This window comes from Actinomyces sp. SKVG-SVH-4(1) (genome assembly GCF_048514265.1).
Taxonomy (GTDB): Bacteria; Actinomycetota; Actinomycetes; order Actinomycetales; family Actinomycetaceae; genus Actinomyces; species Actinomyces oris.
In genome coordinates this window covers 64511-83489 of record NZ_JBGEVE010000001.1, presented here as the reverse complement: position 1 = coordinate 83489, position 18979 = coordinate 64511, and the positions used below count along the sequence as shown (strand labels likewise).

The following is an 18979-nucleotide window of genomic DNA, read 5'->3' as shown; positions in this document are numbered from 1 at the left end:
TCCGATGAGTACTGCCCAGGCGCCCCCCGGCAGCGAGGCGCCGGCCGCAGCGCCGGGTGGAGCCTTCGGCCAGCCCGCGGCGGGCGTGCCCGTCACGGCGCCCGTGGCGGCCCAGATGTCGACGATCCCCACCCCCAGCGGCGGGATCCCCATGCCGCTGGCGGTGGCCCCGCCGATCCCCGGGGTGCCGGCCCTGCCGGCCCAGGCCCGCCCCGGCCTGAGCCCGGACCCCGAGTGGTTCCGCACGGCGGTCTTCTACGAGGCGCTACTGCGCTCCTTCGCCGACTCCGACGGCGACGGCGTCGGAGACCTGCGCGGGCTCATCTCCCGCCTGGACTACCTGGCGTGGCTGGGCGTGGACTGCGTGTGGATCCCGCCGTTCTACCCCTCGCCCGTGCGCGACGGCGGCTACGACATCTCCGACTACACGGCCATCGACCCGCGCTACGGGACGATGGAGGACTTCCGCGAGCTGGTCCACCAGGCCCATCAGCGCGGGATCCGCATCATCATCGACATGGTCGTCAACCACACCTCGGACGCCCACCCCTGGTTCCAGGCCTCCCGCTCGGACCCCGAGGGCCCTTACGGGGACTTCTACGTGTGGGCCGACGACGACTCCGGCTACGACGACGCCCGCATCATCTTCGTGGACACCGAGGAGTCCAACTGGGCCTACGACGTCGAGCGCGGCCAGTTCTACTGGCACCGCTTCTTCTCCCACCAGCCCGACCTCAACTACCGCAACCCGGCGGTCATCGAGGCGATCCACGACGTCATCCGCTTCTGGGCGCGCACCGGGGTGGACGGCTTCCGCCTCGACGCCATCCCCTACCTGACCGAGTCGGAGGGCACCAACTGCGAGAACCTGGCCGGCACCCACGAGATCATCGCCGGGATCCGTCAGATGCTCGACCGGGAGTTCCCCGGGACCATCACGCTGGCCGAGGCCAACCAGTGGCCCGAGGACGTCGTGGAGTACTTCGGCACCGAGGAGGCGCCCGAGTGCACCATGTGCTTCCACTTCCCGGTCATGCCGCGCATCTTCTACGCACTGCGGCAGGGCTCGGCCTCGGCCATCCGCTGGGTGCTGGAGAAGACCCCCGACATCCCCGCCCACGGGCAGTGGGGGACCTTCCTGCGCAACCACGATGAGCTGACCCTGGAGATGGTCACCGACGCCGAGCGCGACCAGATGTACGCCTGGTACGCCCCCGAGGAGCGCATGCGCGCCAACATCGGGATCCGGCGCCGCCTGGCCCCACTCCTGGACGCCTCGCGCGCCGAGGTGGAGCTGGCCTACGCCCTGCTCCTGTCGCTGCCGGGCAGCCCCTGTCTCTACTACGGCGACGAGATCGGCATGGGCGAGAACATCTGGCTGGAGGACCGCGACGCCGTGCGCACCCCCATGCAGTGGGACGACTCCCCCAACATGGGCTTCTCCTCAGTGGTCGACCCGGGCGCCCTGACGCTTCCGCTCATCCAGGCCCCCGGCTACGCGCACCTGACGGTGGCCACTGAGATGGCCCGGCCCGACTCGCTGCTGCAGTTCACCCGGCGGATCCTGCACCTGCGCCGCGCCCATCCCGTGCTGGGTCGCGGGAGCTTCCTCCTGCGCCCCACCAGCGACGACGCCGTCCTGGCGCACACGCGCTGCGACGAGGCGCTGGTGGAGGGGGCAGAGACCCTTCTGTGCGTCTCCAACCTCTCGGCCACCCCCCGGTCGGTGACGATCGAGGTTCCCGAGCTGGCGGGCAGGGGCACCACGGACCTGTTCGGGGGCTGCGCCTTCCCGCCCGTCGACGAGCAAGGCCGCCTCACCCTGACGCTGGGAGCGCGCGGATACTACTGGCTGTCCGTTGACCGGACTGAGCCCGACGACGCCCCCCAGGACGACCACGACAACCACCCGACCGAGGAAGTCTGATGCCAAACGAACCGATCTCCGCCGCACCACAGCCCGCCACCGTGCCGGCACACTCCCTGCGCAGCACCCAGGCCCCGTCGACCTGGCCCACCAATGCCGAGATCCTCGCAGCGCTGGGACCGTGGATGCTCCAACGGCGCTGGTTCCCGCTCAAGGGGGACGCCGCACCGCCCCTGGGCTCCCTGCGCGTGATCGCAACCTGGGAGCCGGAGGAGGGGGTGCGAGACCTCGTCATCGCCGCCCTACGGGGCAACCAGGCCGAGACCAGTCACCGCGACGGGATGGTGCTGCTGCACGTACCGGTGGTCCTGGAGGCCGCCGAGGCGCTCGACTCCTTCGCCACCCCCGGTGAGGCACCCGGCAACCACGGCCTGCTGGTGACCACCGGCTCTCAGGGGTCACCCACGCAGGTGGCGCTCGTCGACGGCGCCCACCACCCGGCCTTCTGGCGGGCCTGGGCCCTGAGCACGCTGAAGGCGGGCACCGTCCTGGACGAGGCCGGAGCCCTGGCCATCGCCCAGCGGGCGCCGAGGCTGCGGGTGACCACCGGGGAGCAGTCCAACACCTCCGTCATCCTGCCGGCCCCCACCGACCCCGCCGAGGCTCTTGGGAAGCAGGACGCCGCCACCGGTGACCTCATCGTCAAGCTCCTGCGGGTCCTGGAGCACGGGCGCAACCCCGACGTGGAGCTGACGGTGGCCCTGGCCCGCAGCGGCTGGGACCGGGTGCCCACGCCGGTGGCCTGGTCCACCATGACCTGGACGCGCATGGGCGGCTGCGGCCAGCCCGCCCTGGAGGAGTCCACCGACTCGGCCGTGGCCTGCAGCTTCGTCCCCCGCGCCGACGACGGCTTCGAGCTGTTCTGCTCACTGGCCTCCACCGACGACGTCGACGGACCGGTGCGGGCCCGGGCCCTGGACCTGGCCCAGGATCTGGGACGCACGACCGCGCAGATGCACCACCACCTGGCCGCCTCCCTGGGCACGAGCCGGCCGCCAACGCCGACCGAGCTCGCCGCCTCCCTGCGCAAGCGCGCCCGGTGGGCGCTGGAGGAGGTCCCCGAGCTCTCCGGGCACATCCGGGCCCTGGAGCTCAAGGTGGAGCAGAACATGGAGCGGCTCGAGGCGCTCGAGGCCCTGGAGCCGGCCACCCGCATCCACGGCGACTACCACCTGGGGCAGGTGCTTCACGAGATCGGCGGCCAGCAGCGCTGGTACGTCCTGGACTTCGAGGGCGAGCCCCTGCGCCCCCTGGCCCAGCGCTCCGACCCCGACCTGCCGGCCCGGGACGTGGCCGGCATGCTGCGCTCCTTCGACTACGCCGCCGCCGTGGGCAAGGCACCCCACCCCGACTGGCTCCCCGCCGTGCGCTCCGCCTTCGAGGAGGGCTACCGCCTGGGACGCCAGGAGACCGGCTCTCTCGCCCCGTCGCCAGCGGCATCCGGCGACCAGGAGCAGGCCGAGGCCTCGTACCAGACGGTCCTGACCTGCCTGGAGCTGGACAAGGCCCTCTACGAGGCCGTCTACGAGGCCCGTAACCGTCCCGACTGGCTGGGCATCCCCCTGGCGGGGATCGAGTCGGTCCTGTCCAAGCACGCGGAGGGCTGAGCACGCGACGATCCTCCATTCCCCTCATCCCCATCGGTCCGACGTCCAAAAGCACCCGTTAATCACCAACGCATGGAAGAGTTGCTGTATGAGCGCCAACACACCTGAGAAGGACCTCGCCCCTGTCCCTGTGGACCCCTGGATTCTGGCTGACGTCGCCTACGCGCGCTACCACGACCCGCACGAGGTCCTGGGCGCCCACGTCGGCGAGAACGGAGTCACCATCCGCACCGTCCGTCACCTGGCCGACGACGTCGTCGTCGTCACCAAGGACGGCACCCACCCGGCCACTCATGAGCAGGACGGCGTGTGGGTGGCGGTCCTGCCCGGCCAGGAGATTCCCGACTACCGCATCAAGGTCACCTACGGCGACGAGACCACCACCGTCGACGACCCCTACCGCTACATGCCGACCCTGGGTGAGATGGACACCTACCTCATCTCCGAGGGCCGCCACGAGGAGCTGTGGGAGGTCCTGGGCGCCCACGTCAAGCGCTACGACGGCCCCATGGGTGAGGTCGAGGGAACCGCTTTCGCCGTGTGGGCCCCCAACGCCCGCGCCGTGCGCGTCGTCGGCGACTTCAACTACTGGGACGGCACCGCCACCGCCATGCGCTCCCTGGGCTCATCGGGAGTGTGGGAGCTGTTCGTGCCCGGTGTGGGGGTCGGTGCGCGCTACAAGTTCGAGCTCTGCTTCGCCGACGGCTCCTGGCACCAGAAGGCCGACCCGATGGCCCGCGCCACCGAGGTCCCCCCGGCCACCGCCTCGGTGGTCACCGACCAGTTCCACCAGTGGGAGGACCAGGAGTGGATGGCCAAGCGCGCCACCACCGACCCCCACAGCGGGCCGATGAGCATCTACGAGGTCCACGTCGGCTCGTGGCGCCAGGGACTGGGCTTCCGCGGCCTGGCCGAGGAGCTGGTCCCCTACGTCAAGGAGGCCGGCTTCACCCACGTGGAGTTCCTGCCGGTGGCCGAGCACCCCTTCGGTGGCTCCTGGGGCTACCAGGTCACCAGCTACTACGCGCCCACCTCGCGCTTCGGCACCCCGGACGACTTCCGCTACCTGGTGGACCAGCTCCACCAGGCCGGAATCGGCGTCATTCTGGACTGGGTGCCGGCCCACTTCCCCAAGGACGAGTGGGCCCTGGCCCGCTTCGACGGCACCCCGCTGTACGAGGACCCCGACCCGCAGCGCGGCGAGCACCCCGACTGGGGCACCTACGTGTTCAACTTCGGACGCAACGAGGTGCGCAACTTCCTGGTCGCCAACGCCCTGTACTGGCTCCAGGAGTTCCACGCCGACGGTCTGCGCGTCGACGCCGTGGCCTCCATGCTCTACCTGGACTACTCGCGCCAGGACGGCCAGTGGCACCCCAACCAGTTCGGCGGCCGCGAGAACCTGGAGGCCATCAGCTTCCTGCAGGAGGCCACCGCCACCGCCTACCGCAAGAACCCCGGCATCATCATGGCCGCCGAGGAGTCCACGGCGTGGCCGGGCGTCACCGCCCCCACCGAGTACGGCGGCCTGGGCTTCGGACTGAAGTGGAACATGGGGTGGATGAACGACACCCTGCGCTACCTGGCGGAGGACCCCGTCAACCGCCGCTACCACCACGGAGAGCTGACCTTCTCCCTCGTCTACGCCTTCTCCGAGCAGTTCATCCTGCCGCTAAGCCACGATGAGGTCGTCCACGGCAAGGGCTCCCTGCTGTCCAAGATGCCCGGCGACCCCTGGCAGGAGCTGGCGGGCCTGCGCGCCCTGTACGCCTACCAGTGGTCCCACCCCGGCAAGCAGCTGCTGTTCATGGGCCAGGAGTTCGGTCAGGGAACCGAGTGGAACGCCGATACCTCCCTGGACTGGTGGATCCTGGACGATCCCGGCCACCAGGGGCTGCTCGCCCTGGTCAGCGACCTCAACCGCCTCTACCTGAGCTCGCCGGCCCTGTGGTCGGAGGACTTCTCCCACCGAGGATTCGAGTGGATCGAGGCCGGCGACGGCGACCACAATGTCCTGTCCTACCTGCGTAAGGGGACCGACGCCGACGGGCGGGCCGACCTGATGGTCTGCATCATCAACTTCGCCGGCACCCCGCATGAGGGCTACCGGGTGGGCCTGCCCTTCGCCGGGGACTGGGAGGAGGTCCTCAACACCGACTCCGAGGACTACGGCGGCTCCGGCGTGGGCAACCTGGGCCGGGTCGAGGCCGAAGACCTGCCCTGGAACGGGCGCCCTGCCTCGGTGCGCCTGCGGGTCCCCCCGATGGGAGCGGTCTTCCTGCGTCCGGCTCAGAACTGACCCGGGCTGACACCACGCGCCGCGGTGGGGTGAGGGGCATGGACCTCTCGCCCCACCGCGACATGTTGCTCGCCACGTCATCAGAACTGTGAACTCGACCCACCACTATCGCCTATGAGCGGGTAGTCTGGGCCCTGTCTCGCACAGGCGTGCGGCCTCCGGTGCCATGTTCCCTTGCGCGCTCCGGTCGGCCCGGCCCCGTCGATGTACGATGTTTCAGTCCGCTGCAAAACTCTTGCAGTCGGCGACCACGATGCCTGACAAGGGAAGAAGAATGACACAGAAGCTGGTCACGAGCGCCCCCGCGCAGGTGCGCGCCGTATCCGGTCGACCCGAGACCGCAGCCACCCTCATGGAGGTCTGGCAGGGCCTGTCCGCCGCCGTCGTCGACACCATCGCGGACGACTGGTACGCCACCGAGCAGAAGTACAGCGCCGGGCGCCAGGAGCACTACTTCTCCGCCGAGTTCCTCATGGGTCGCGCCCTGCTCAACAACCTCTCCAACCTGGGGATGATCGATGAGGCGCGCGAGGCCGTCGGCTCCTTCGGCGACAGCCTCAGCGACGTCCTGGAGCAGGAGCCCGACGCCGCCCTGGGCAACGGCGGTCTGGGCCGCCTGGCCGCCTGCTTCCTCGACTCCTGCGCCACCCTCGACCTGCCGGTCAACGGCTTCGGCATCCTCTACCGCTACGGGCTGTTCAAGCAGCTCTTCGAGGACGGCTTCCAGACCGAGCACCCCGACCCCTGGATGGAGGAGGGCTACCCCTTCGTCATCCGCCACGAGGAGGCCCAGCGCCTGGTCCACTACCAGGACATGACCGTGCGTGCCATCCCCTACGACATGCCCATCACCGGCTACGGCACCAAGAACGTGGGGACCCTGCGCCTGTGGAAGGCCGAGCCGCTCGAGGAGTTCGACTACGACGCCTTCAACTCCCAGCGCTTCACCGAGGCCATCGTCGAGCGCGAGCGCACCTCGGACATCTCCCGTGTCCTCTACCCCAACGACACCACCTACGAGGGCAAGGTCCTGCGGGTGCGCCAGCAGTACTTCTTCTGCTCGGCCTCCCTGCAGCAGATCGTTGAGAACTACGTCAGCCACCATGGTGAGGACCTGACCGGCTTCGCCGACTACAACGCCATCCAGCTCAACGACACCCACCCGGTGCTCGCCATCCCCGAGCTGATGCGCATCCTCCTGGACGAGCACCACCTGGGCTGGGAGGAGGCCTGGGAGGTGGTCACCAAGACCTTTGCCTACACCAACCACACTGTACTGGCCGAGGCCCTTGAGACCTGGGAGATCTCCATCTTCGACCGTCTCTTCCCGCGCATCACCGAGATCGTCCGCGAGATCGACCGCCGCTTCCGCGTGGAGATGGCCGAGCGAGGCCTGGAGCAGGCCACCATCGACTACATGGCCCCCGTCTCCGGGGACAAGGTGCGCATGGCCTGGATCGCCTGCTACGCCTCCTACTCCATCAACGGCGTCGCCGCGCTGCACACCGAGATCATCAAGCGCGAGACCCTGGGCGAGTGGCACGCCATCTGGCCCGAGCGCTTCAATAACAAGACCAACGGCGTCACCCCGCGCCGCTGGCTGCGCCAGTGCAACCCGCGCCTGTCGGCGCTCCTGGACGAGGTCACCGGCTCGGACGCCTGGGTCAAGGACCTGTCCGTCCTGGCCGAGCACACCGACTCCGTGGACGAGTCCGTCTACGACCGCTTGGCGGAGATCAAGCACGCCAACAAGGTGGACTTCGCCGCCTGGATCGCCCAGCGCGAGGGGATCGAGATCGACCCGGAGGCCATCTTCGACGTCCAGATCAAGCGCCTCCACGAGTACAAGCGCCAGCTGCTCAACGCCATCTACATCCTGGACCTCTACTTCCGCATGAAGCAGGACCCGAGCCTGCAGGTCCCCAAGCGGGTCTTCATCTTCGGCGCCAAGGCCGCTCCCGGGTACATCCGGGCCAAGGCCATCATCAAGCTCATCAACGCCATCGCCGACCTGGTCAACAACGACCCCGTGGTCTCCAAGACCATCAAGGTCGTCTTCGTCCACAACTACAACGTCTCCCCGGCCGAGCACATCATCCCGGCCGCCGACGTCTCCGAGCAGATCTCGATGGCCGGTAAGGAGGCCTCGGGTACCTCCAACATGAAGTTCATGATGAACGGAGCCCTGACCCTGGGCACGCTCGACGGCGCCAACGTGGAGATCCTGGAGGCGGTCGGTGACGACAACGCCTACATCTTCGGCGCCACCGAGGACGAGCTGCCCGCCCTGCGTGAGAGCTACGACCCCGTGTGGCACTACGAGAACGTCCCCGGTCTCAAGCGCGTCCTGGACGCCTTCACCGACGGCACCCTGGACGACAACGGCTCGGGCTGGTTCGCCGACCTGCGCCGCAGCCTGCTCGAGGCCTCCTACGAGCCGGCCGACGTCTACTACGTCCTGGGCGACTTCGCCTCCTACCGCGAGACCAAGGACGCCATGGCGGCCGACTATGCCGATGCCCGCGCCTGGCAGCGCAAGGCCTGGGTGAACATCACCCGCTCGGGCCGCTTCTCCTCCGACCGCACCATCAGCGACTACGCCCGCGAGGTCTGGAAGATCGACCCCGAGCCCATCGCCTGATCGTCACGGCATGAGCGAGCGCCCCTCACCGCAACCGGTGAGGGGCGCTCGCTCATGCGCTGGGTGAGCCGAGAACGCCCGGCAGGGCTGTTCGTCGTGGCTCAGTAGAGCATGGTGGCCAGGCGGCGGCGGGCCTGGGCGACCTCTGGGGAGGTGGAGCCGATGACCTCGAAAAGCTCGAGCAGCCGCAGCCGGGCCTCCTCCCGCTCCTCCCCCGCGTGGGTGCGCACGGCCTCCAGCGCCCGGCCGAGGGCTGCGTTGACATCCCCCAGGGCCAGGGCGGCGTCGGCACCGGCCAGAGCGGCGGCCAGATCCGTGGGCGCGGCGTCGGCCGCCGCAAGGAGCTCGTGGGGGTCCTGGCCGTCCAGGCGGGCCATGAGACGCACCTGGTTGCGGGCCACCTTGAGGTCGTCGTCGCCCGGGTTCTGGGCGATGGCGTGGGTGTAGACCTCCTCGGCAGCGGCGAAGTCCCCGGCCTCGATGGCCTCGCGGGCGGCCCGCTCCACCTCGGTCTCCTCGGGCTCGGCCTCAGCAGTGCCGGCGCCGGCCGCGCCGTCGACGGCGATGGTGCCGTTGACACCGTTGGCGGCCGCCACCTCCAGCAGCTGGTCGATGACCGAACGCAGCTGCTCCTGGGGCACCGCCCCCTGGAACATCGGCACCGGCTGGCCCGCGATGAGGGCCACCACCGTGGGGACGGCCTGAGCCTGGAGGGCCTGGGCGACCTCCGGGGCGGCATCCACGTTGACGCGCGCCAGCTGGAAACGGCCGGAGTACTGATCGGCGAGCTGCTCCAGGACGGTGGCGAGGTCGGCACTGGCCTGGCTGCGCGGGCTGTGCAGGACGACGATGACAGGCACCTGGGTCGAGACCTCGGCGACGTCGCGCAGGGTGGAGGCGTCGACGTCGACGACGAGCGGGACCGGCAGACCGGAGCCGGCGGCTCCGCCTGGGCGATCCCCGGTGGCGGGACTCGGGGTGGCGCCGGTGGGGCCGGCGGGTTTGGCGGGGGCGAGACTGGACAGGTCGACGGCGCCGAACATGCTCATAGCAGCTCTGCCTTCCTCGGGCCGCGGCCCGATTGCTTCATGGATCTGGGTCTTTCGGTGTTCGTGAGCGCCGGCGCGGTTGGCAGGCCTCACGCTGCGCACCGGCCTGGGCGCGCCAGCGGCCCGACTCCGAGCAGTCACGGAGCCGGGCCGGGGACCGGAGGCGGTCAGGACGGCTTGGCCGACGCCGACGCAGTGGGGGCCGGCGTCTTGGAGTCGTCCCGGTCCACCTTCATCAGCGCCGTCTCGGCGCCCAGAACGGTCACCTTCCCGCCGCTTCCCTCCTTGGGGATGGAGAAGGCAACCATGGAGTCGTAGGTGGCGGTCACGGTACCGACGATCTTCTGGTTGCCACCCATGTGGGCGGCGACGTCACCCTGCAGGGTGAGGTCGGAGCCGTCAACGGTACGCTTGTAGACCACTGTGAAGGTCAGGGTGGTGAAGACCAGTGCCCCGCCGTCCCCCTCCTCCAGCTGGAGGCCCTGGAACCCGTCCTGTCCGGGGACCGCCGTCACGGTGACCTCACCCAGGGACTTGAGATCGGTGCTTCGGGCGTTTTGGACCTTCTGACGCAGGTTGTCATCGGGGAAGGCCTTGCCGTTCTCGCCGTCGGGGTGGTTGAGCGCATCGACGTAGGAGTCGAGAGCCGCCTTGGGGGTGACGACGAGCCCGGTGGACTCGGCCGTCACCTGCTTGGCGTGCTGGGCCGACTGCTTGGTCAGCACGGGAATGCTCGCCTGCGCGGCGAACCCCTGCACCCAGGCCCACACCTTGAACTGGTCCCGGGCCGAGCCCTGCTCCAGGGAGATGATCGAGACGCTCTTGTCGCTCTCCGAGGCGACGGCCGCGTTGCGGGGGAAGCCGACGGTCTGCCCCACTCCCCCGCCCTGGATCTTGGTGTTCATGGCGTGGATGACGGAGTCGTTCCCGCTGGCGGAGGCGGTGGCGTACTCGGCGGCGCGGATCCGTGCCGCCGGACCGGACATGACCTCCTTGAGCTTGTCCGCGTTCTTCTCCTTGTCCGCCGCGGCCAGACCGGTCTGGACGCGCTGGAGGATCTCCTCGAGCTGCTTGTCGTTGAGGACGGGCTCGGCGATCGGCGTGCCGGAGGCCACGGTCTCAGCAGTCTTGGGCTGAGACCGCGAGCAGGCGGCCAGGCTCAGGGCGAGGGCGGAGGCGCCGCCTGCGCTCAGAAAGGCTCGACGGGTGGACATCATGCGTGCTCCTGGTTGTCGGGGTCCGCGGTGGGGTCTGGCTCACTGAGGGGCTCGGCGTCAACGGCCTGGATGACGGCGGGGTCGGCCTGGGGAGGCAGCTCGACGCCGTCGGAGTAGGAGGGCCAGGACACGGTGGTCGACGTCGCAGAGGAGTCCCCGAAACCGCTCGGGGAGAAGGTGGGCCCGTGCGCCGGCTCGACCTCCTGCTCACTCCAGCTCAGGGAGGCGTCGCTCACCTCCGGCTGGGCGAGTTCGGTCGGCATCTGGAGGCCGGGGTCCTGCGGCGGGACCGAGGAGGCCGCGTCCTGGAACTCGGCGGTGTCGGTCTCGAAGGACCGCGCATCGCTGCCGCTCGCCACGTGGCTGGTGTGGTGCTCCGGCGGTGCGAAGCGGGAGTGGTCCGGGGCCCCTGTGGGCTGGTCGGCAACCGGGTCCACGCCCACGGCCATGTGGCCTGCGCCGGCGGCACCGCCGGCGACATCACTGAGAGCCGGGGGGTTGGAGTAGGCCGACGAGTCGGGGACGTTGGTGGCATCCGAGGTGATGGTGAGCGCCTCGCCGGCCTGGAGGCCCTCCGGCTCCCGGGCGGCCCGGTGCTGCTGGGTGGCGGCCTCGTCAAGACCGGGGACGACCGACGCGCCTCGGGCAAGCCCGGCAACCGCATGGTCGCCCTGCCCGCCGTGGCCCTCGCCGTAGGCGGCAGTGGTTCCGTCACCGAACCCGCTTCCGGGGACCTCACTGAGCCCGGCGGCGGGGCCGTAGTCGTAGCCCTCGGCGGGAACGGCCTCAGGCATCTTGGAGGCGGCGGGTGCCTCAACGCCGCCGAGGTAGACGCGCCCGGTGCGCGGGTCGGTCCAGGGCTCGCCAGAGGCCTCGGCGCGCTCCTTGTCCCGCAGCTCTCGGCGGGTCAGCCGTCGGTCGGGATCGTCCACCTGGGGGATGCCCTCGGTGGAGACCGAGTCGGCGTTGGCGATGCGGGCCGCCCGCTCGGCCGAACGGGTACGCCGATCGACATTGGCGCGGCGCAGCTGGAGGTCGATGAAGAACAGGAAGGCCCCTACGAGCACGAAGACGCTGCCCAGAACCAGTCCCCCGTAGAAGTACCAGGGGGTCTCCACCTGACGCTTCCAGCTGACGGTCAGACCGGGAGCCGGGGCCTTGCCGTCGGTCATGGCCATGACGACGATCTGCTCGTCGAGGTTCTTGTGGGGCAGCATGGCGCGGTCGGCGTCCTTGCCGGTGTCGAAGGTGACTGACGAGCCGCCGGTCTTCTCCCCCAGCCAGATGTCGGAGCCCGAGGCGGTCACGCCCTTGGCCTTGCGCTCTGAGCACTTCGAGCCGCCGGCCTGTGCGGAGGCGGAGGGCTGAGCGGAGGGCGCTGCGGAAGGAGCGGGAGCGGCGTTGGCCGGCGGGCAGTACTGGGTCTCGTCCTTGGAGGCCAGGGTCCCGGCGTCGGCGTCGATGCTGGTGATCGCCGTGTAGGGCAGCGCATTGTCGGCGTCGGGGCTCATCCAGGCGTCGAGATCGGCCGCCCTGGCCACGAAGAGGTGGACGTCCTTGCCGTCGGAGGAGCTCGCCGTCACGGTGACGTCGGACTCCGCACCACTGAGAACCCCGGGGGCTGTGATGACGTAGGGCTGAGAAGGGCCGGAGGCGAGCTTCGCCTCGACCTTGGAGCCGGGTTTCCAGATGGTGGCCGAGCAAACGGCCAGGGCGACGAGGACCAGCCCGAGGACGGTCACCACCACGCTCAAGATACGTCGACTCACGACGCGGATCTCCTATGCTCGCGGACACGGTATGGACGACGGCCGGCTCCGTGGAGCCGGGTATCGCTGCGAGCGCTCACCGTGCGCCCGCCTAGGGACCAGAATCGCATGACGGACCCTGCGACCGCACCGACCTCGGCCCAAGATCACAACCTGGCACGCGCTGAGCGAAGCGATATCTCCCGGAATTCCGCCAGCAGAAAGGGTCTCGCCGGCCCCGCGAACAGCGCGACGGTCTCGAAGTGGACACGGAGGAAGACGCGGAGAATCGCGCACGCGAGATCGGAAGTCTCCGGAGAACCCACCAGCGCCTCCATCCGCCACCCCTCCCGGTCGGTCGGGAGCCCCACCACCCCAGACCTTCTGTGCGCATGGTCACACTTTCGTGGTGACCGTCCCGATCACACCCAATCGTTAGGCTTGCCCTGGTGGTGAGCGTCCCCGGCTCGCCAGGAGGAGGAACCCGACGTGGCTGAGGAATACAGCGAGTTTGCCATCACGATGCGCGGCTATGACCGCGCTCAGGTCGACCGGAAGCTGGAGCAGCTCTCGCGCCAGCTGGCCGATGCCCGTCGCGAGGTGGCCAGCCTCGACCAGCGCGCCATGACGCTGGCCGGCGAGCTGGCCGACGCCCAGCGCCGGCTGCGGGAGTCCGACAAGCCGACCTACGCCGGCCTGGGCTCACGGATCGAGCAGCTGCTGCGCAGCGCCGAGGAGCAGAGCGCCTCCGTCCTGTCCAAGGCCAACGCCGAGGCCGACGCCCTGCTGACCCGGACCCGGACCAACGCCAAGAACCTCTCCGAGCGCAGCGCCTCGGAGGCGGCGACCCTGCTGGCCGACGCCCGCCGAGAGGCCAGCGAGCTGCGCTCCCGCTCCCAGGGGGAGGCCTCGACCGCCCTGGCCAACGCCGAGGCCCGCGCCCAGGAGCTGGTCTCCTCCGCCTCACGCAAGGCCGCCCAGATCTCTGCCGACGCCGAGGCGGCCGTCACCGAGATGCGCGCCAGCGCGGAGCGTGAGTCCGCACTGGTCCTGTCCCAGGCGCGTAAGCAGGCCGCCGAGATCGCCATCACCTCCGAGCGCGACGCCACCGCCAACCGAGAGGCGGCCGCGGCCGAGGCCGACGAGCTGCACAAGACCTCCACGGCGAAGGCCGAGGAGATCCTCTCGGCCGCCAAGCAGGAGGCCGAGCTGACCGTCGGCAAGGCCAAGCGCGAGGCCGAGGAGATCCTCACCTCGGCGCGCAACGAGTCCGAGACACTGCGTCGCTCGGCCACCGACGAGGCCGCCGCGGCCCGCTCCGAGGCCACCGAGCTGCGCCAGCAGGCCACCCTGGAGATCGCTGCGGCGCACGAGCAGGCCGCCCAGGAGGACTCCGACGCCCACGAGGCCACGCGCGAGCGCATCCGGGAGATGCAGGAGCAGGCCCAGGTCCAGGCCCAGGAGGCCGAGGAGCGCCTGCAGGAGGCGCTGTCCCGTGCCGAGGAGGTCCGCGCCCGCACCGACGCCGAGGCCCGCAAGCGCCAGGAGGAGGCCGTCACCCAGGCGGAGGAGACTCTGGCACAGGCCCGTCTCGAGGCCGAGCAGATCATCAGCGACGCCCGCGCCGACGCCGACGTCACCGCCCAGGTGGCCGCCCGCCAGCTCCAGGAGCTCGAGCGCCAGCGCGACTCGGTCGCCGCCTACCTCACCGAGATGCGCGGTGTCCTGGGAGGTGCGCTGCCCCAGGCCCCCTCCTTCAGCGACCACGTCGCAGTCCTGCCTCAGGAGCCGAGTCCGGCCGCGGCGCCGGAGCAGACCTCCGCGCAGTCGGCAGAGCCGGCGGCCTCCGGCAGCGCAAGCAGTCCGCGCTCGGCCGGCTCCGGCAGTGCCTCCTCAGCGCCTTCGGCCACCTCGGCGGCCCCTGCGCCGGCCGGCAACAAGGCGGCTGCAGCCTCCGGTGGTGGCCAGCAGGCGGGCGCGCAGTCGGCCCCGAAGAACGCCCAGAAGGGCGGCACTGGTCGCATCGAGCACGTCCCGGCCCCCGGCAAGAGCTCCAACGCCTCCGGTAACTCCGGCAACTCTGCCAACCGTCACCCCCGCCAAGGCAAAGGACGTCGCTGAGACACCGACGTGACTGCCGACGACGCCGCCCGGTTCGAGACCGAGTCGACCAGCACCCGTGGTTCTGGTGACCGCGACTGGGCGGCGTCGCGTCGTCGTGCGGCCACACAGCGGGCCCGCATGCTTCAGGAGCGCCAGGAGGCCGAGCACGCTCGGGCCGCCCGCATCGTGGGGCTCTTCCTCGAGGTCGCCCGCGAAGAGGGCCTCCAGGACGTTCCTCTGCGGGTGCGTGGCTACGCGGGCGGCAGCGCCCGCACCCCGCTGCGTGGCTGGTACCTGAGGGCCGACGAGACGGTCGGCATCGACACGCAGGGGCGCTACTACGTCCTGTCGATGCCGCTGAGCCTGGCGCAGCGCCTGCGCGGGGTCAGGCCCGAGAGCCAGCCGGTGCCGATGACCATCGGTGAGGGCGGACGCGACGGCGATATCGTGCCGCTGCGCTTCGCGCTGGACCGCCTGCTGCCGGGCTGGGAGGAGCGCTCCCCCGAGCCGCTCGTGTGACTCTCAGCCCCGCTGCCTCGCGTCGGCGTCGGGTTCTACCAGAGGCGGCGCTCCCAGCATGAGGTGTGCCAGTGACGTCGCTCCTCAAGGCCCCGGTCCGCCCCGAAGAGGGACTCGTTGCTCCAGGCCACCACGTGCGCGGTGCCGGCCGGAATGACGCGGTGGCAACCGGGACAGGTGTAGGGCTTGTCCCCGCCGCGCAGGTGTCGCACGGTGAAGTCGGCGCCACCGGGGCCGGTCTGGGTGCGCGGCACGGAGGCGAGACGGTCCATGCTCAAGGGGATGTGCCCCTGCCCGTAGGGGCGCTTGGATCTGCGACGTGCCATGCCCCGATCACATCACATCCGGCTGCCGTCCCCAAGCCGAGGGCGGCAGCCGGATGTGAGAGCAGGCCGAGAGCAAACGAGGCGTAGGACGCGGACGAGCGGCCCGGGCCGGTCTCAGCCCTTGACGGAGCCGGCCATGAGGCCGCCGACGAAGTACTTGCCCAGCAGGATATAGACCGCCAGGGTCGGCACCGAGGCGATGAGAGCACCGGACATGGAGGCCCCGTAGTCGGCCAGGATCGAGCCGTGGGCCAGGTTGTTCAGCGCCAGCGTCACCGGCCCGGACTGCGCCCCGCCGCCGAAGAACAGGGCGAACAGGAAGTCGTTCCAGGCGGAGGTGAACTGCCAGATGAGGACGACGACGAAGCTGGGCACCGAGATCGGCAGGACCACCGAGACGTAGGTGCGCAGCATGCCGGCCCCGTCGACCCGGGCGGCCTCAATGAGCTCGTTGGGAATCGTCTCGTAGTAGTTGCGGAAGATGAGCGTCGTGATCGGGATGCCGTAGACGACGTGCATGAGGATCAGCGTGTGAATCCCGAAGCCCAGGTCGGCACTGGTCACCAGGCGCATGAGCGGGATCATGACCGCCTGGTAGGGGATGAACATGCCGAACAGGATGAGGGTGAAGACCACGTTGGCCCCGGGCAAACGCCACTTGGACAGGACGAAGCCGTTGGCGCTGCCCAGCATCGCGGAGATGATCGAGGAGGGGATGACCAGCGCCAGGGAGCGCAGCAACCCGCCACTGAGCTGGTTCCAGGCATTGGACCAGTTCTTGGTGACCCAGACCTCGGGCAGGTACCAGGTGCGCGAGGGGTCGGCGTCGGCGGATCCCTTGAAGGAGGTGACCAGCAGGACGTAGACCGGGATGAGGACGAGAGCCACCGAGGCCAGCAGCAGGATGAAGCGGATGGTCTGGCCCCAGCCGGGGCGGCGCGGGCTGCGCATCGTGAGTGCCTGTGTCATCGCCGCTCACCTCCTGCCCTTGGCGTCGTGGATGAGGTAGGGGATGACGGCGACGGCGACCAGGACCAGCAGGATCGTGCCGACGGCGGCGGCGTTTGAGTAGTCGTTGTCGGTCATGAAGTTGAACATGTCGATGGCCGGGACCTTGGTGGAGTAGGTGCGCTGGTCCGTGATCGACATGATGAGGTCGAAGGACTTCAGGGACATGTGCCCGATGATGATGACGGCGCTCAGGGCGATCGGGGTCAGCTGGGGGAAGATGATCGACTTGTAGAGCTGCCACTCGCTGGCGCCGTCGACCCGGGCGGCCTCACGCAGGTCGTCGGGAATGCCGCGGAAGCCGGCCAGGAAGAGCGCCATGACGTATCCGGCCAGCTGCCACACGGCCGGCAGCGCGATGGCCAGGATGCCCCAGGTGGTGTTCTGGGTCCATGAGTTCTCCAGGAACCTCAGGCCGGTCATCTCGAACAGGCGGTTGAGCCCGGAGGCGCTCTCGCCCTGCGCTGAGTTCAGCAGCCACCGCCACACCACGCCCGAGGCCACGAAGGACACGGCCATGGGGAACAGGAAGATGGAGCGGAAGATCCCCTCCCCCTTGATGGGGCGGTCCAGGAGCCAGGCCCACAGGAAGCCGACCACGAGGGTGCCGGCCAGGAAGGTGACGGTGAACAGGATGAGGTTGATGAAGGAGTGGCGGAAGTCCGGGTTGCCGAACAGGGCCGTGAAGTTGCTCAGCCCGACGACGGTGGTCCCCCTGCGGCCGGAGACCTGGCCGGCGGTGTGCATGTCCAGCAGGGAGGTGTTGATGTTGATGCCGATCATCCCGTAGACGAAGACGCCGACGAGGATGATCGAGGGCGAGATGAGCAGGAGGCCCGGGCCCCACTGCCTCCAGTTCGCCCGACGGCGCCGCGCGGGGGCGCTCTTGGTGCTCACAAGGTTCTCCTGATGCGTAGGTGGCGGAAGGAATCCGCCTGTCGTGGTGATGAGCTCCGGCCGAATGATCGGCGAGGGGTCGTCCCGGGGACGAGGGCGGACCGGAGCGGGCGCACGGCCCGCCCCCGTCCCCGGGGAACCGGTCAGGAGGCGGCAGCGGCCTTGAGGTCGGCCTGCAGGGCGGCGACGTCGGAGGCGCCCTGGGCGAACTTGGTCAGGGCGTCGTTCATCGCGTTGGTGGCCTTCGATGGAAGGGCCGCGCCGTGAGCGATGGAGGAGACGATCTTGTCCTTGGCGAAGGACTCCATGGCCGAGCGCTGGTACTCGGAGAACTTGCCCTTCTCCTCGTCAGTGAGGTCGGTGCGGGCCGGGATGGAGCCCTTGACCGTGTTGAAGGCGATCTGGCCGTCCTTGGAGGAGATGGTGTTGAGCCAGTTCTTGGCACCACCGGGGTGCTTGGCGCCGTCGGGAAGGGTGAAGGAGTCGGCCAGGAAGTCGAAGACGCCGTCGGTGCCCGGGACCGGGAAGTAGACGTAGTCCTGGCCGGCCTTCTTGCCGGCGGCGTCGAAGCCGGCCACGGCCCAGTCGCCCATGACGTTGAAGGCGGCCTTGCCGTCCATGATGGGCTTCATGGCGGGCTCCCAGTCCTCGGTGTAAAGGGAGGAGTCGGTGAAGCCCACGATGGTCTTGTAGTGCCCCAGCGCCTTGGTGACCTCGGCGCCGCCCCAGTCGGTCTTGCCTGCGAAGAGCCCGTTGTAGGCGTCCACGCCCAGGTCGGCGATGAGGATGGTCTCGAGCAGCTCGAGCTGGGTCCAGGCCATGCCCATGGTGATGGGGGTCAGGCCGGCGGCCTTGACCTTCTCCATGTCGGCGATCCAGGCGTCGATGGTGGTGGCGGGCTTGGTCGGGTCGAGCCCGGCGGCCTTGAGCGCGGGCACCGAGGCCCACACGACGTTGGCCCGGTGGATGTTGGAGGGCACGGAGTAGATCTTGCCGTCGGAGTCCTTGAGGCGGTCCATGAGGGTGGCCGGGAAGGCCTCGTTGAGCTTGAACTCCTCGTAGAGGTTGGACACGTCCAGCAGGTAGCCGGCCTCGATGTGGTCCTTGATCTCGGCGCCGGCGTGGGCCTGGTAGGTGTCCGGCGGGTTCTTGGCGGCCAGGTCGGCGGCGAGCTTCTGCTTGGCCTGGCTGCCGGCGCCGCCGGAGACGGCCTTGTTCTCGAACTTCGTCTTGGGGAACTGCTGGTTGAAGACCTTGACCAGGGCATCCAGACCGAGCTTCTCCGAGCCGGCCGACCACCAGGTGACGACGTCGACCTGGCTGGCGTCCCCCTCACCGGCGGCTCCACCGGACTTCGAGCCGGAGCTGCCGGAGGTGGCACAGGCGGCCAGGGTGGCGGCGACTGCAGTGGTTCCCAACCCTGCCAGCACGGCGCGGCGGGAGAGATAGTGGGTGGGACGCATGGGACTGCTCCTTAGAAACGACGGTGTCTCATGACCACGGCACCGTTGCCGCGGGCGGCGAGGCCAGATGTTGTCTAGTCATCTGAACTCGCAAGGAGAGTAGACCTAAACTGAGCGAAACTCAAACATACGTTGCGCGAACAATCATTGTACCGGTCGTGAATGACCGGTCCAT

13 protein-coding genes are annotated in these 18979 nt (G+C 69.6%); 6 read left to right on the top strand and 7 right to left on the bottom strand.

All coding sequences use genetic code 11. The annotated features are described in order from the left end of the window. The first annotated feature begins 4 nt into the window (after positions 1 to 4). From treS to AB7V09_RS00295, 4 genes are all read left to right on the top strand, one after another. Entirely contained in the window at positions 5 to 1927 is a 1923-nt protein-coding gene (treS, locus tag AB7V09_RS00310) for a maltose alpha-D-glucosyltransferase (protein ID WP_419142770.1), read from the top strand. After that, entirely contained in the window at positions 1927 to 3534 is a 1608-nt protein-coding gene (locus AB7V09_RS00305; RefSeq protein ID WP_419142591.1) for a phosphotransferase, read from the top strand. Before treS ends, AB7V09_RS00305 begins: the two co-directional genes overlap by 1 nt. Before the next feature lie 88 nt (positions 3535 to 3622). Then, entirely contained in the window at positions 3623 to 5833 is a 2211-nt protein-coding gene (gene glgB, locus AB7V09_RS00300) for a 1,4-alpha-glucan branching protein GlgB (RefSeq protein WP_419142590.1), read from the top strand. Between the two features lie 274 nt (positions 5834 to 6107). Then, positions 6108 to 8474: a glycogen/starch/alpha-glucan phosphorylase gene (locus tag AB7V09_RS00295; protein ID WP_279013747.1), complete on the top strand. Its 2367-nt coding sequence runs from the start codon at positions 6108 to 6110 to the stop codon at positions 8472 to 8474. Positions 8475 to 8575: 101 nt separating this feature from the next. Here AB7V09_RS00295 and AB7V09_RS00290 read toward each other — a convergent pair whose 3' ends face one another. From AB7V09_RS00290 to AB7V09_RS00280, 3 genes are all read right to left on the bottom strand, one after another. After that, on the bottom strand, positions 8576 to 9523 hold the full coding sequence (locus AB7V09_RS00290; protein ID WP_419142589.1) for a co-chaperone YbbN: 948 nt from the start codon (positions 9521 to 9523) through the stop codon (positions 8576 to 8578). Between the two features lie 167 nt (positions 9524 to 9690). Beyond that, positions 9691 to 10740, bottom strand: a complete 1050-nt coding sequence (locus AB7V09_RS00285; protein WP_419142588.1) for a Tat pathway signal protein — start codon at positions 10738 to 10740, stop codon at positions 9691 to 9693. Beyond that, complete coding sequence (locus AB7V09_RS00280; protein ID WP_419142587.1) at positions 10737 to 12509, bottom strand: hypothetical protein; 1773 nt, start codon at positions 12507 to 12509, stop codon at positions 10737 to 10739. Before AB7V09_RS00280 ends, AB7V09_RS00285 begins: the two co-directional genes overlap by 4 nt. Positions 12510 to 12977: 468 nt before the next feature. Between AB7V09_RS00280 and AB7V09_RS00275 the strand changes: the two genes are divergently transcribed. Both AB7V09_RS00275 and AB7V09_RS00270 read left to right on the top strand, forming a co-directional pair. After that, positions 12978 to 14609: a DivIVA domain-containing protein gene (locus AB7V09_RS00275; protein ID WP_419142586.1), complete on the top strand. Its 1632-nt coding sequence runs from the start codon at positions 12978 to 12980 to the stop codon at positions 14607 to 14609. A gap of 9 nt (positions 14610 to 14618) precedes the next feature. Beyond that, positions 14619 to 15110 carry a hypothetical protein gene (locus tag AB7V09_RS00270; RefSeq protein WP_009747786.1) on the top strand — a complete coding sequence of 164 codons (492 nt, stop codon included), beginning with the start codon at positions 14619 to 14621 and terminating at the stop codon, positions 15108 to 15110. 35 nt (positions 15111 to 15145) lie between these two features. Here AB7V09_RS00270 and AB7V09_RS00265 read toward each other — a convergent pair whose 3' ends face one another. From AB7V09_RS00265 to AB7V09_RS00250, 4 genes are all read right to left on the bottom strand, one after another. Further along, positions 15146 to 15436 carry a hypothetical protein gene (locus AB7V09_RS00265; RefSeq protein WP_003786752.1) on the bottom strand — a complete coding sequence of 97 codons (291 nt, stop codon included), beginning with the start codon at positions 15434 to 15436 and terminating at the stop codon, positions 15146 to 15148. Positions 15437 to 15550: 114 nt separating this feature from the next. Beyond that, positions 15551 to 16405 (bottom strand): carbohydrate ABC transporter permease, encoded by an 855-nt coding sequence (locus AB7V09_RS00260; protein WP_419142585.1) that lies wholly within the window; start codon positions 16403 to 16405, stop codon positions 15551 to 15553. Between the two features lie 6 nt (positions 16406 to 16411). Continuing rightward, a complete protein-coding gene (locus AB7V09_RS00255; protein WP_009747956.1) occupies positions 16412 to 17341 on the bottom strand; it encodes a carbohydrate ABC transporter permease in 930 nt (309 codons plus the stop codon). Between the two features lie 143 nt (positions 17342 to 17484). Next, on the bottom strand, positions 17485 to 18804 hold the full coding sequence (locus tag AB7V09_RS00250; protein ID WP_009407007.1) for an ABC transporter substrate-binding protein: 1320 nt from the start codon (positions 18802 to 18804) through the stop codon (positions 17485 to 17487). Positions 18805 to 18979: the final 175 nt, after the last annotated feature.

Bases quoted from the DNA above. Each gene is read 5' to 3' on its own strand.
- AB7V09_RS00290 (WP_419142589.1), bottom strand. From the start codon at position 9,523: ATGAGCATGTTCGGCGCCGTCGACCTGTCCAGTCTCGCCCCCGCCAAA.
- AB7V09_RS00295 (WP_279013747.1), top strand. From the start codon at position 6,108: ATGACACAGAAGCTGGTCACGAGCGCCCCCGCGCAGGTGCGCGCCGTA.
- AB7V09_RS00285 (WP_419142588.1), bottom strand. From the start codon at position 10,740: ATGATGTCCACCCGTCGAGCCTTTCTGAGCGCAGGCGGCGCCTCCGCC.
- AB7V09_RS00305 (WP_419142591.1), top strand. From the start codon at position 1,927: ATGCCAAACGAACCGATCTCCGCCGCACCACAGCCCGCCACCGTGCCG.
- AB7V09_RS00265 (WP_003786752.1), bottom strand. From the start codon at position 15,436: ATGGCACGTCGCAGATCCAAGCGCCCCTACGGGCAGGGGCACATCCCC.
- treS (WP_419142770.1), top strand. From the start codon at position 5: ATGAGTACTGCCCAGGCGCCCCCCGGCAGCGAGGCGCCGGCCGCAGCG.
- AB7V09_RS00250 (WP_009407007.1), bottom strand. From the start codon at position 18,804: ATGCGTCCCACCCACTATCTCTCCCGCCGCGCCGTGCTGGCAGGGTTG.
- glgB (WP_419142590.1), top strand. From the start codon at position 3,623: ATGAGCGCCAACACACCTGAGAAGGACCTCGCCCCTGTCCCTGTGGAC.
- AB7V09_RS00260 (WP_419142585.1), bottom strand. From the start codon at position 16,405: ATGACACAGGCACTCACGATGCGCAGCCCGCGCCGCCCCGGCTGGGGC.